Origin of the sequence: Polynucleobacter sp. AP-Kaivos-20-H2 (assembly GCF_018882215.1) — a bacterium.
In the GTDB taxonomy this organism is placed as follows: domain Bacteria; phylum Pseudomonadota; class Gammaproteobacteria; order Burkholderiales; family Burkholderiaceae; genus Polynucleobacter.
In genome coordinates, this window is record NZ_JACVOX010000002.1 from 690,446 (window position 1) to 705,274 (window position 14,829).

Sequence of the window (14,829 nt, forward strand, 5' to 3'; positions counted from 1 at the left end):
GAAACAACAAATTACTGCAACTTAATTTCGACGTCCACACCTGCTGGTAGGTCTAATTTCATCAAAGCATCTACAGTTTTCTCTGTAGGATCAACGATATCCATCAAACGCAGATGGGTACGGATCTCTAACTGATCACGGGATGTCTTGTTCACGTGTGGTGAACGCAAGATATCAAAACGCTCAATACGGGTTGGCAAAGGTACTGGACCCTTAACAACTGCACCAGTGCGCTTAGCTGTATCAACGATTTCAGCTGCAGACTGGTCGATCAAACGGTAATCAAATGCTTTAAGGCGAATACGAATTTTTTGGTTTTGCATATTAATTCCAAAGAGCGTTGTGGTGCTGCCACGTTATACATCTAAAGAGCTCGGTGACATCAGCAGCACTGATGTCACCGGTTAGCAAACCGCTAAATATTTTTACTTCTACTGCTTTATTTCTAACTTACTACTTAAGCCAAAATCTTTGCAACCACGCCGGCGCCAACAGTACGGCCACCTTCACGGATCGCAAAACGTAAACCTTCTTCCATCGCGATTGGAGCGATGAGTTTTACGGTAATCGTGACGTTATCGCCAGGCATGACCATTTCTTTGTCTTTTGGCAACTCGATTGAACCCGTTACGTCCGTTGTACGGAAGTAAAACTGTGGACGATAGTTGTTAAAGAATGGTGTATGACGACCACCTTCATCTTTACCCAAGATGTAAACCTCGGCTGTAAAGTGAGTATGTGGGGTGATTGAACCTGGCTTAGCCAATACTTGGCCGCGCTCAACTTCTTCACGTTTTGTACCGCGTAACAAGATACCAACGTTATCGCCTGCTTGACCTTGGTCGAGCAATTTGCGGAACATTTCAACACCAGTACAAGTTGTCTTGAGTGTTGGCTTGATACCGATGATTTCAATCTCTTCACCTACTTTAACGATACCGCGCTCGATACGACCGGTTACAACAGTACCGCGACCGGAGATAGAGAACACGTCTTCTACTGGCATCAAGAACGCGCCGTCAACAGCACGCTCTGGAGTTGGGATGTAAGTATCTAATGCTTCAGCCAATTTCATGATGGCTTCTTTACCCAATGGGCCTTCGTCGCCTTCAAGGGCTAACTTGGCAGAACCTTGGATGATTGGTGTGTCATCGCCAGGGAAGTTGTACTTCGATAAAAGCTCACGAACTTCCATTTCAACGAGTTCTAACAATTCAGCATCGTCAACCATGTCGCACTTGTTGAGGAACACCACGATGTAAGGAACGCCCACTTGGCGTGCCAAAAGGATGTGCTCACGTGTTTGTGGCATTGGGCCGTCAGCAGCAGAGCAAACTAAAATTGCGCCGTCCATCTGAGCAGCACCCGTAATCATGTTCTTCACGTAGTCAGCATGTCCTGGGCAATCAACGTGTGCGTAGTGACGGTTTGCAGTCTCGTACTCAACGTGCGCAGTATTAATCGTAATACCACGTGCTTTTTCTTCAGGAGCAGCATCGATCTGATCGTATGCTTTAGCTTCGCCACCGAATGCTTTAGAAAGCACGGTTGCAATTGCTGCTGTCAATGTCGTTTTACCGTGGTCAACGTGACCGATAGTGCCTACGTTTACGTGCGGTTTTGTCCGCTCGAATTTTTCTTTTGCCATTTTTAATCTGCCTTCTTTAGCTAGTCAATATTCAAAATTAATGTGGATAAATTACTTCGCTTTAGCAGCCATAACTGCTTCAGCAACGTTCTTCGGTGCTTCGGAATAATGCTTAAATTCCATGGTGTAGGTAGCGCGACCTTGGGTCAACGAGCGCAAGCCTGTTGAGTAACCAAACATCTCTGCCAACGGCACTTCAGCACGAACGATCTTGCCGCCGCCTGGAATGTCATCCATACCTTGCAAAATACCGCGACGGGATGAGAGATCACCCATTACGTTACCCATGAAATCTTCTGGTGTTTCTACTTCAACAGCCATCATTGGCTCAAGTAACACTGGTGCTGCTTTACGCATACCGTCCTTGAAAGCCATTGAGCCTGCCATCTTAAATGCGTTTTCGTTAGAGTCAACGTCATGGTATGAACCAAAGAACAATGTTGCTTTGATATCAACAACTGGATAACCAGCCAAAATACCGGAGTTCAATGTTTCGCGAATTCCTTTTTCTACTGCAGGAATGTATTCGCGTGGAACAACACCACCCTTAATAGCGTCAATGAATTCAAAACCTTTGCCTGGCTCTTGTGGCTCTAGCTTCAATACAACGTGACCGTATTGACCGCGACCACCAGACTGCTTAACAAACTTACCTTCGATTTCTTCGCAAACTTTGCGAATGGTTTCGCGATAGGCAACTTGTGGCTTACCAACAGTGGCTTCAACACCAAATTCACGGCGCATACGGTCAACCAAAATTTCCAAATGGAGCTCGCCCATTCCAGAAATAATTGTCTGGCCAGACTCTTCATCCGTTTTAACGCGGAAAGAAGGATCTTCTTGTGCCAAGCGGTTCAAAGCAAGGCCCATTTTTTCTTGGTCAGGCTTAGTTTTTGGCTCAACAGCTTGTGAGATCACTGGCTCTGGGAATACCATGCGCTCCAAAATCACGATGCTATCTGGATCACATAGAGTTTCGCCCGTAGTTGCGTCTTTTAGACCAACTGCTGCAGCGATATCGCCTGCGTAAACTTCTTTAATTTCTTCACGTTGGTTTGCATGCATCTGCAACAAACGTCCAACACGCTCTTTCTTACCCTTGATTGGGTTGTAGATTGTGTCGCCAGATTTCATTACGCCTGAGTAAACGCGGAAGAAGATGAGCTGGCCAACAAATGGGTCAGTCATGATCTTAAATGCCAATGCAGAGAATTTCTCAGCATCGTCAGCTTTACGTGTTGTTGGGGTACCGTCTTCCAATTCACAAGGAACTGGTGGAACGTCTAATGGGGATGGCAATAACTCAACCACCGCATCCAACATTGCCTGAACGCCTTTGTTTTTGAACGCAGTTCCGCACATCATTGGAATGATTTCATTAGCAATCGTACGTTGACGCAACGCTTTTTTGATTTCTTCTTCGGTTAACTCTTCGCCACCGAGATACTTCTCCATCAACTCTTCTGAACTTTCAGCGGCGGCTTCAACCATCTTTTCGCGCCACTCATCTGCAGATGCTTTTAATTCAGCAGGAATCTCTTCGTAGCTAAACTTAGTGCCTTGTGAAGCCTCATCCCAATAGATAGCCTTCATTTTTACCAAGTCCACAACGCCCTTGAAGTTTTCTTCAGCACCAATAGGAATCTGGATCAAGATAGGGTTTGCTTTAAGGCGTAACTTCATCTGGTCATAGACCTTAAAGAAGTTCGCGCCAGTGCGGTCCATCTTGTTTACAAAAGCTAAACGGGGAACTTGATACTTGTTAGCTTGACGCCAAACAGTTTCAGATTGTGGCTGCACACCACCTACCGCACAGTAAACCATACAAGCACCATCCAAAACGCGCATTGAACGCTCGACTTCAATAGTGAAGTCTACGTGTCCTGGGGTATCAATAATATTGATGCGGTGCTCTGGGAAGTTACCTGCCATACCCTTCCAGAATGTTGTAGTAGCAGCAGAAGTAATCGTGATACCACGCTCTTGCTCTTGTTCCATCCAGTCCATGGTTGCAGCGCCATCATGTACTTCACCAATTTTATGATTAACACCGGTGTAGAACAAAACGCGCTCTGTAGTTGTTGTCTTGCCTGCGTCAATGTGCGCAGAGATACCAATATTGCGATATCTGTCGATGGGGGTTTTACGTGCCACTGTTGGTGCCTTTTCTTTACTATTTGATTAGAAGCGGAAATGTGAGAAAGCTTTGTTAGCTTCTGCCATACGGTGAACTTCTTCACGCTTCTTCATTGCTCCGCCGCGACCTTCTGCAGCTTCCAATAATTCGTTGGCCAAACGTTGAGCCATAGATTTCTCACCGCGCTTTTTAGCGGCTTCGCGCACCCAGCGCATTGCCAAAGCAGAACGGCGTGATGGGCGAACTTCAACAGGAACCTGGTAGTTAGCGCCACCAACACGACGGCTCTTCACCTCAACCATTGGCTTAACGTTGCCCATAGCTGTTGAGAAAATTTCGAGTGGTTCTTTGTTTGCTTTTTTCTCGATGTGATCAAAGGCACCGTAAACGATACGCTCTGCAACCGATTTCTTGCCGTCCAACATGAGGACGTTCATGAATTTAGCTACTTCTACATTACCGAATTTTGGATCCGGCAAAATTTCCCGTTTGGGAACTTCACGACGACGTGGCATAACTACTCCTTCAGTTCAGTTAGGGGCGACCCACATGGATCACCCGCTCCGGTTGCCCTACTATCTAAGAAGATTCTTAGACGGAACAACCACTTACTTGTCTTTTAAGTCTGACAAACGAAGACTTACTACAAATACTTCAGCAAAAATCTATTGAAAGATTAAGCAGATTTCTTAGCGCGCTTAGCACCGTACTTGGAACGTGACTGCTTACGGTCTTTAACACCTTGCAAGTCAAGTGAGCCACGAACGATGTGGTAACGAACACCTGGCAAATCCTTTACACGACCACCACGGATTAACACTACTGAGTGTTCCTGGAGGTTATGGCCTTCACCACCAATGTATGAAATCACTTCAAAACCATTGGTTAAGCGAACTTTGGCTACTTTACGCAGCGCAGAGTTAGGCTTTTTAGGAGTAGTGGTGTACACACGTGTACAAACACCACGGCGCTGCGGACTGTTTTCCAGTGCAGGGCTCTTGCTTTTAACGATTAGCCTGGATCTTGGCTTACGTATTAATTGATTAATTGTTGGCATAAAATAGCTCGGTTAGTACTTCTTTGTTGCTTTCTTCAAGAAAATCAATGACTTAGAGAATTTCTAGGTCAAAAAGACCCTCTTCTGAATCAGTAGAACTCAGCATTCTAGCTTGGCCAGCCTTTTCCGTCAACCAAATGGGGAAAAAACTGGCCATTTCTGGCCAGAAATACCAAATTAGCTCGGATCAGCCTCCCCAGCAGGAGCAACGACTTCAGCCTCAATTTCTACAGGCATATTGGCCATTGCTTCCTCTTCGGCGGCAATCATTTGAGCGCGATCACGCTCGAATTGCTCTCTGACCTTGCGTGCACGGCGATAAGACAAGCCGGTACCAGCAGGGATCAGACGACCAATAATGACGTTTTCCTTGAGGCCACGGAGTGTATCGGTCTTGCCCATAATTGCGGCTTCGGTCAATACTCGGGTGGTTTCTTGGAAAGAAGCCGCTGAAATGAAGCTGTCGGTCGACAAGGATGCTTTAGTAATACCCAACAGCACGTTTTCGAACTGAGCTGGGCGCTTACCTGCGGCAATCACTAAATCGTTAGCGTCATACAGTTTTGAACGCTCAACTTGCTCACCAGTGATGTAAGCCGTATCGCCGCCATCAGTGATCTGCACACGACGCAACATTTGACGCACGATCACTTCAATGTGCTTGTCGTTAATCTTCACGCCTTGCAAACGGTAAACGTCTTGAACTTCATCAACGATGTAGATCGCCAACTCTTCAATACCCCTGAGAGTCAAGATGTCATGTGGATCAGCAGGGCCTTCCACAATCATCTCGCCCTTGTTCACAACTTGACCGTCATGAACGAGAACTTGCTTCTCTTTAGGAATCAAGAATTCATTGGCTTCGCCGTCCATATCGGTAATCACCAAACGCTGTTTACCTTTGGTTTCTTTACCGAAGGAAACTGTTCCAGTCACTTTCGCCAAGACAGCTGCATCTTTAGGTGAACGCGCTTCGAACAATTCAGCAACGCGTGGCAAACCACCGGTAATGTCGCGAGTCTTCTGTGATTCGATTGGAATACGCGCCAATACTTCACCAACTTCGACTTTCTGGCCATCTTTAACAGTAATCAAAGCGCCCACTTGGAGACCAATGTTTACCGGGTGATCAGTACCAGCGATCATGACTTCGTTACCCTTGTCATCAACTAAGTTGATCATTGGGCGAACGCCTTTGCTTGCTGCAGAACGACGCTTACCGTCAATTACCACCAAAGTGGAGAGGCCAGTAACTTCGTCAACCTGCTTAGCAACAGTAACGCCTTCTTCAACGTTGTCGAAGCGGGCGATACCAGCGTACTCAGAAATAATCGGACGTGTTAACGGATCCCATGTCGCCAAGCTTGCGCCAGCCTTAACAGCTGCATCTTCTTTCAGCAAGAGAGTTGCACCGTATGGAACTTTATGACGCTCGCGCTCACGACCGTTCTCATCAACGATCAAGGCTTCGCCAGAACGTGAAATCACGATCTGCTCGCCCTTCGCGTTCTTAACAACGCGCATCGTGCCGGAGAACTTCAAAGCACCATTAGATTTGGCTTCAATATTGCTTGCAACCAACGCACGTGACGCTGCACCACCAATGTGGAAGGTACGCATAGTTAACTGTGTGCCTGGCTCACCGATGGACTGAGCAGCGATAACGCCAACCGCTTCACCAACGTTCACCAAACCACCGCGACCTAGATCACGTCCGTAGCACTTCGCGCACAAACCAAAGCGAGTTAAGCAAGACAATACTGTGCGAACTTTAACTTCGTCGATACCCAATGCAACGATTTGATCAACGTGATCTTCATCGAGCAATGTGTCGTTCGGAACAATGACTTCTTGTGTGTCAGGGTGAACGATGTCACCGATACATACACGACCCAAAATACGGTCACGCAATGCTTCGATAATTTCGCCGCCTTCAACCAGCGCCTTCATGGTTACACCATTGGTTGCGCCGCAATCATCTTCGATTACCACAAGATCTTGAGTAACGTCGCACAAACGACGCGTCAAGTAACCAGAGTTCGCTGTCTTCAAAGCTGTATCAGCCAGACCTTTACGAGCACCGTGGGTTGAAATGAAGTACTGCAACACGTTCAAGCCTTCACGGAAGTTTGCAGTAATTGGGGTTTCAATGATCGAGCCATCAGGCTTTGCCATCAAACCACGCATACCAGCCAACTGACGAATCTGCGCTGCAGATCCACGCGCACCAGAATCCGCCATCATGTAGATGGAGTTAAAGGATTCTTGACGAACGGTCTTACCGTTACGGTCGAGTACGTCAACGTGTGACAACTCATCCATCATCGCTTTACCGACTTGGTCACCTGCAGCACCCCAAATATCAACCACGTTGTTATAACGCTCTTGATTGGTTACGAGACCTGACATGAACTGCTTGTCATACTCTTTAACCTTGGCAGATGCCTCAGTGATGATGCGCTCTTTAGAAGTTGGGATCAACATATCGTCGATCGCAACTGAGATACCAGCGTTGGTTGCCAAACGGAAACCAGACTGCAAGAGGCGGTCAGCAAAAATCACTGTTTCACGCAAACCGCACTTACGGAATGAAGTGTTGATCAAACGTGAGATTTCTTTTTTCTTCAAAGGTTTGTTAATTTCCTCGAAAGACATACCCTTCGGTAAAATCTCAGACAAGATGGCACGGCCAACTGAGGTTTGATAGATCTTGGTCTTTTCAGCAAAACGGGCGTCGCCCTCTGCCTTCTTGTCCACGATCTCAAACTCAGTAATACGGACAGCAACACGAGAAGCCAATTCAACTTGACCCGCTTCGTATGCGCGAACTACTTCAGTAATGTTAGCGAAGACCATGCCTTCACCCTTACCGTTGATCTTGTCACGTGTAGCGTAATACAGACCCAACACCACGTCCTGTGAAGGAACGATAGATGGTTCGCCGTTAGCTGGGAACAATACGTTGTTCGAAGCCAACATCAATGTACGTGCCTCCATTTGCGCTTCGAGCGACAAAGGAACGTGAACCGCCATTTGGTCACCGTCAAAGTCGGCGTTAAATGCCGCGCAGACTAATGGGTGCAATTGGATTGCTTTACCTTCAATCAGCATTGGCTCGAAAGCCTGAATACCGAGACGGTGCAATGTAGGCGCACGGTTCAACATGATTGGATGCTCACGAATCACTTCTTCGAGAATGTCCCAAACGATTGGAGTCTGGCTTTCAACTTCTTTCTTCGCAGCCTTAATGGTGGTTGCAATTCCTAAAGTCTCAAGCTTGTTGAAAATGAATGGCTTGAACAATTCCAAGGCCATCAATTTTGGTAAGCCGCACTGATGCAATTTCAATGTAGGGCCAACCACGATGACTGAACGACCAGAGTAGTCAACACGTTTACCCAACAAGTTTTGACGGAAACGACCGCTCTTACCTTTAATCATCTCAGCCAAGGACTTGAGAGGACGCTTGTTAGCGCCAGTCATAGCCTTACCGCGACGACCGTTGTCGAGCAATGAGTCAACCGCTTCTTGCAACATGCGCTTTTCGTTACGAACGATGATCTCTGGTGCGCGCAACTCTAACAAACGCTTCAAACGGTTGTTACGGTTGATCACGCGACGATAGAGGTCGTTCAAATCAGAAGTAGCAAAGCGACCGCCATCCAATGGCACCAATGGGCGCAATTCAGGTGGCAATACCGGCAACACTTCCATGATCATCCAGTCAGGCTTAATGCCTGAAGTCTGGAACGCCTCAAGCACTTTTAAGCGCTTTGCGTATTTCTTGATCTTGGCATCGCTACCAGTGGCTTTTAAGTCAGCACGAATAGTCTCTACTTCACGATCGATATCAATCGAACGCAAGAGATCACGAATACCTTCAGCGCCCATGATGGCGGTAAATGCACCGTCACCATACTCTTCGGTCTTAGCAATGTACTCATCTTCAGACATGATCTGACCGCGCTTCATCGCGCCTTCAGGAGTCATACCAGGATCAACTACTACATATGCTTCAAAGTAAAGAACGCGTTCGATATCCCGCAATGTCATATCGAGAACCATGCCCAAACGGGATGGCAAAGACTTCAAGAACCAAATGTGCGCTACAGGGGCTGCTAACTCAATGTGGCCCATGCGCTCACGACGTACCTTAGCGAGAGTAACTTCAACGCCACATTTCTCGCAGATAACGCCACGGAACTTTAAACGCTTGTACTTACCGCATAAGCACTCGTAGTCTTTGGTTGGCCCAAAAATTTTGGCGCAGAACAAACCATCACGCTCGGGCTTAAAAGTCCGGTAGTTGATGGTTTCTGGTTTGCGTACTTCACCAAAAGACCATGAGCGAATTTTCTCAGGAGATGCGAGACCAATTTTGATGACATCAAACTGCTCTTCGCCCTGCGTTTGCTTAAATAAATCGAGCAATGCTTTCATATCAATTGCGCTCCATGTCAATGTCAATACCCAACGAACGGATTTCTTTTACCAGCACGTTGAAGGATTCGGGCATGCCAGCATCAATCGTGTGCTCGCCCTTGACGATGTTTTCGTAAACCTTGGTACGGCCTGCGACGTCATCGGACTTCACTGTCAGCATTTCCTGCAAGACATATGAAGCACCGTATGCTTCGAGGGCCCAGACTTCCATCTCACCAAAGCGCTGACCACCGAACTGAGCTTTACCGCCCAATGGCTGTTGCGTTACTAAAGAGTAAGGTCCGGTTGAACGTGCGTGCATCTTGTCGTCGACCAAATGGTGGAGTTTCAAGACGTGCATTACGCCAACGGTTACTGGACGCTCAAATTGATCGCCAGTTCGACCGTCGCACAAAATCATTTGCTGACGTGAAGGAGTCATCTTCAAAGATTTAGCAACCTCTTCTGGATACGCCAACTCGAGCATGCGGCCGATTTCAGCTTCAGTAGCACCGTCAAACACTGGAGTAGCAAATGGCAAGCCTTGGCGAAGATTCTCGGCCAAAACATTGATCTGCTCATCAGTGAAGTTGTCGATATCTTCAATGCGGCCCGTTTCGTTGTAAAGCTGTTTGAAGAACTTACGTAATTCGGTTTGCTTAGCATGTTCACGAACCATCTCGTCGATACGCTTACCAATACCTTGAGCCGCCCAACCTAAGTGGGTTTCCAAGATCTGACCAACGTTCATACGGGAAGGAACGCCCAATGGATTCAAGACGATGTCAACAGGGCGTCCGTCAGCCATAAATGGCATGTCTTCAGCTGGGGCGATTTTAGAAACCACGCCCTTGTTACCGTGACGACCGGCCATCTTGTCACCAGGCTGCAAGCGACGCTTAACAGCTAAATACACCTTAACCATCTTCGTTACGCCAGGTTGCAGATCATCGCCCTGGGTAAGCTTGGTACGCTTCTCTTCAAAAGCTTCGTCAAACTGTTTACGTTTTGCTTCGATAGAAGATTTAATCGCTTCAACTTGTGAGGCAACTTCTTCATCTGCAGGACGAACATCAAACCAATGGTATTTATCCAAATCAGCAAGGTATTCCTTGTCGATCTTGGTGCCTTTAGCTAATTTCTTAGGGCCGCCGTTGGCAACTTTGCCAATCAACAGCTTTTCTAAACGCATGAAGGCATCGCCCTCAACAATACGCAACTGGTCGTTTAAGTCCAAACGATAGCGTTGTAATTCTTCTTGGATAATTGACTGTGCACGTGCATCGCGCTCAATACCTTCACGGGTGAAGACTTGAACATCAATAACGGTACCGATCATTCCTGATGGAACGCGCAAAGAAGTATCTTTAACATCAGATGCTTTTTCACCGAAGATCGCACGGAGGAGCTTCTCTTCAGGGGTGAGAGTGGTCTCACCCTTTGGAGTTACTTTACCAACCAATACGTCACCAGCCTCAACTTCAGCACCGATGTAAACAATACCGCTCTCATCCAAACGCGAGAGTTGTGACTCTGCCAAATTGGAGATATCGCGAGTAATTTCTTCTGAACCAAGCTTGGTGTCACGAGCAACAACCGACAACTCTTCAATATGAATAGAGGTATAGCGATCATCAGCAACAACTTTTTCAGAGATCAAGATTGAATCTTCAAAGTTGTAACCGTTCCATGGCATAAATGCCACAGTCATGTTTTGACCCAAAGCCAATTCACCCAAATCGGTAGATGCGCCATCAGCAACTACGTCGCCGCGGACAACACGATCACCAGCCTGAACGATTGGACGTTGGTTAATGTTAGTGTTTTGGTTTGAGCGGGTGTACTTGATGAGGTTGTAAATATCCACACCAACTTCACCAGCAGCTGTCTCATCATCGTTTACACGAATCACGACACGGTTTGCGTCAACATAATCAACGATACCGCCGCGGGACGCCAAAATAACCGTACCGGAGTCGACCGCAACAATACGCTCTAAACCTGTGCCAACCAATGGCTTATCTGGACGCAAGCAGGGAACTGCTTGACGCTGCATGTTTGCACCCATCAACGCACGGTTCGCATCATCGTGCTCTAAAAATGGAACAAGTGAAGCAGCAGCAGAAACGATCTGGCTCGGAGCAACGTCGATGAAATCGATGCGCTCTGGGCTAACCATCATGGTCTCGCCAGCTTCACGAGCAGAAACCAATTCGTCGGCCAACTTACCGCTCTTGTCGATTGTTGCGTTTGCCTGAGCAATCACATACTTTGCTTCCTCAATCGCAGAGAGGTAAACCACTTCGTCGCTTACCTTGCTATTGGAAACTTTACGGTATGGGGTTTCTAAGAAACCGTGCTCATTCAAACGCGCAAATAACGCGAGTGAGTTGATTAAACCAATGTTTGGTCCTTCTGGAGTTTCGATTGGGCAAACACGTCCATAGTGGGTTGGATGCACGTCACGCACTTCAAAGCCTGCGCGCTCGCGTGTCAAACCACCAGGTCCCAATGCAGAAATACGACGCTTGTGCGTGATCTCTGAGAGTGGGTTGGTTTGGTCCATAAACTGGGATAACTGTGAAGAACCGAAGAACTCACGAATCGCAGAAGAAATTGGCTTGCTGTTAATCAAGTCATGCGGCATGAGGTTTTCTGTTTCGGCTTGGCCGAGACGCTCTTTAACCGCACGCTCGACACGTGACAAACCAGCACGGAATTGGTTTTCAGCCAACTCACCAACGCAACGTACACGACGATTACCTAAGTGATCGATATCGTCTACTTCGCCTTTGCCATTACGCAAATCTACAAGAGACTTAATGGTGTCGAGAATATCTTCGTTTGACAGAACCATTGGACCTTCCATTTCTGGACGGTTCAAACGGCTGTTGACCTTCATACGACCAACGCGTGACAAATCGTAAGTATCTTCGTTATAGAACAAGCGCTGGAACAAGGCTTCAACAGCATCTTCTGTTGGAGGCTCACCAGGACGCATCATGCGGTAGATGGCGATACGAGCAGCCATTTGATCTGCAGTTTCATCAGTACGCAATGTCTGTGAAATGTATGCGCCAGAATCTAAATCATTCGTGTAGATGGTTTCCAATTGCTTGATGCCTGCATCGCGCAATGTAGCCAACAACTCTTCAGTGATTTCATCATTAGCGTAAGCTAAGATTTCACCAGAATCTGGATCAACAATATTACGTGCCACTACACGACCAATTAAATAGTCGTCTGGTACAGCGATTGTTTTTGTTTTAGCAGCTTCGAGTTCGCGAATATGCTTTGCATTGATACGCTTGTCTTTTTGAATGACGACAACGCCATTTTTATCAAGCACATCAAAATTAGCTAGCTGACCACGCAAACGCTCTGGCACAAATTCCATTGAGCCGCCGTTAGCAGTCAATGAGAAATGATCAAAGTTAAAGAAGTTAGCAAGAATCTGTTCGTTGTTTAAACCAATTGCTTTGAGCAAAATGGTGACAGGCATCTTACGACGACGGTCAACGCGGAAATAGAGAATGTCTTTTGGATCAAACTCGAAATCGAGCCATGAACCACGGTAAGGAATGATGCGTGCTGAGAACAGCAACTTACCTGAGCTATGTGTTTTACCCTTATCGTGTTCGAAGAACACGCCTGGGGAACGGTGTAACTGAGAAACGATGACGCGCTCAGTACCATTGATCACAAAAGAGCCGTTTTCTGTCATGAGTGGAATTTCACCCATGTAGACTTCGCTCTCTTTTACCTCTTTAACCTTAGTAGGCGCTTCGCGATCATAAATAATCAAGCGAACTTTTGCGCGTAAGGCTGAGTGGTATGTGTAACCACGTTGTTGACATTCTTTAACGTCAAACGGTGGCTGTGATAACTGGTAAGACACGTATTCCATACGTGCATAGCCGTTGTTAGACACAATTGGGAATGCTGATGTAAAGGCAGCTTGAAGTCCCTCAGTAAGACGAGACATTGCTGGCTTTTCAGCCTGTAAAAATTTAGCGTAGGATTCCAGCTGCGTTGCGATCAGGTACGGAACCTGGTGGTTGTTTACTCGCTTAGCAAAGCTTTTACGGACTCGCTTGCGTTCGGTGAAGCTATAGTTCATTTCATCTCCGAATTCAGCGACTGTACAAAGATTTGGCGATTGGCCACTACCAATCACTGGCGGACAACACTAAACCGATAGATCTAGTGTCCGACCAAACTTGCATTCTGCAGTCGTATCAGAAGGCAAACCCGATTTCAATCAGAAATGAAATCGGGTTTGACCTCTAGAGGTCAAACCCAACATGGCTAACGCCCCTTTTTGAGAGGCGCCAGCATTGTATGCATTACTTGAGTTCTGCTTTAGCGCCAGCTTCTTCAAGCTTCTTCTTAGCTTCTTCAGCCGTCTTCTTATCAACAGCTTCTTTGATTGGCTTCGGTGCACCGTCAACCAAGTCCTTAGCTTCTTTCAAGCCAAGACCAGTAATTTCGCGAACTGCCTTAATTACTGAAACCTTGTTTGCGCCAGCTTCGAGCAAGTTAACAGTGAATTCTGTTTGCTCTTCAGCAGCAGCGCCGCCAGCTGCACCAGCAGGACCAGCAACAGCCATCGCTGCAGCTGAAACGCCAAATTTCTCTTCGAACGCTTTAACCAAGTCGTTCAAATCCATAACGGACATGCTACCTACTGCATCAATGATTTCTTCTTTAGTAATCGCCATTTTTAGCTCCTAATACTTAAATAGTTAATCTGTCGCTTATTCAGCGGCAGGGGTTTCAGGTGTTTCTGTTCCAGCTTCTGGGGCTGCGGCTGCAGGCTCAGCACTTGCTTCTGGAGCGGCGGCTTCAGCAACTACTTCTGCTGGGGCTGCTGCTACTTCTGCTACCGGTGCTGCAACAGGAGCAGGTGCTCCTTCTGCCTTTTGTGCTGCTACTGCGCCCAATACGCGAGCCATCGCAGAAACTGGGGCCAACATCACACCCAACAACTGAGATAACAACTCGTCGCGGCTTGGAATAGACGCGAGGGATTTAACACCCGCTACGTCCAACAACTTGCCGTTATATAAGCCAGCAGTAATGACTAGCTTGTCTTGAGTCTTAGCAAAGTTCTGCAATACTTTTGCCGAAGCAATAGGATCAGCAGAGATGCCGTAAATCAAGGGGCCAACCATCGAATCAGCAAGAGGCTCAAACTGAGTGCCTTGTGCAGCACGGCGTGCCAATGTGTTCTTCAAAACGCGAAGATATACACCTTGGTCACGTGCGCTAGCACGTAGCTTTGTCAACTGCTCTACTGGAATACCACGGTATTCAGCGAGCACGACAGTTTGGGCTCCAGCCAATTGAGCGCCGACATCAGCAACAATCGCTTTTTTGTCTTGTACATTCAAAGGCACGGTTTAACTCCTAAAAAACCAACTGTTTCCAGTTGGGGTTACACACCAGCGTCTGATCATTTGTTCACAAAGTTCTTGTGAAAATCTTTTCAGGGTCGCCATCTGCGCTGGCTATTACTTTCGTAACGATTAAGAATTCATCTCTATAAAAGCAAACTCATTCACC

8 protein-coding genes and 1 pseudogene are annotated in these 14,829 nt (G+C 47.0%); all 9 read right to left on the reverse strand.

The features are described from left to right. Positions 1-11: 11 nt before the first annotated feature. Entirely contained in the window at positions 12-323 is a 312-nt protein-coding gene (gene rpsJ / locus ICE89_RS07955; protein ID WP_011901899.1) for a 30S ribosomal protein S10, read from the reverse strand. 134 nt (positions 324-457) lie between these two features. Further along, the gene (gene tuf, locus ICE89_RS07960) at positions 458-1,648 is read right to left on the reverse strand and encodes an elongation factor Tu (protein WP_071464430.1); all 1,191 of its coding nucleotides are present in this window, start codon (positions 1,646-1,648) and stop codon (positions 458-460) included. Between the two features lie 51 nt (positions 1,649-1,699). Continuing rightward, a complete protein-coding gene (gene fusA, locus ICE89_RS07965; protein ID WP_072582064.1) occupies positions 1,700-3,802 on the reverse strand; it encodes an elongation factor G in 2,103 nt (700 codons plus the stop codon). 27 nt (positions 3,803-3,829) lie between these two features. Then, on the reverse strand, positions 3,830-4,300 hold the full coding sequence (gene rpsG, locus ICE89_RS07970; protein ID WP_011901897.1) for a 30S ribosomal protein S7: 471 nt from the start codon (positions 4,298-4,300) through the stop codon (positions 3,830-3,832). Between the two features lie 161 nt (positions 4,301-4,461). Further along, positions 4,462-4,842, reverse strand: coding sequence for a 30S ribosomal protein S12 (rpsL, locus tag ICE89_RS07975; protein WP_072582063.1), 381 nt, complete (start codon positions 4,840-4,842; stop codon positions 4,462-4,464). A gap of 177 nt (positions 4,843-5,019) precedes the next feature. Beyond that, the gene (rpoC, locus tag ICE89_RS07980) at positions 5,020-9,282 is read right to left on the reverse strand and encodes a DNA-directed RNA polymerase subunit beta' (protein ID WP_215362448.1); all 4,263 of its coding nucleotides are present in this window, start codon (positions 9,280-9,282) and stop codon (positions 5,020-5,022) included. A gap of 1 nt (position 9,283) precedes the next feature. After that, positions 9,284-13,384, reverse strand: coding sequence for a DNA-directed RNA polymerase subunit beta (gene rpoB, locus ICE89_RS07985; RefSeq protein WP_216263284.1), 4,101 nt, complete (start codon positions 13,382-13,384; stop codon positions 9,284-9,286). A gap of 226 nt (positions 13,385-13,610) precedes the next feature. After that, on the reverse strand, positions 13,611-13,985 hold the full coding sequence (gene rplL, locus ICE89_RS07990) for a 50S ribosomal protein L7/L12 (RefSeq protein WP_011901893.1): 375 nt from the start codon (positions 13,983-13,985) through the stop codon (positions 13,611-13,613). A 159-nt stretch (positions 13,986-14,144) separates the two neighbouring features. Further along, positions 14,145-14,663: pseudogene (rplJ, locus tag ICE89_RS07995) on the reverse strand (50S ribosomal protein L10); the annotation flags it as partial. Positions 14,664-14,829 lie beyond the last annotated feature (166 nt).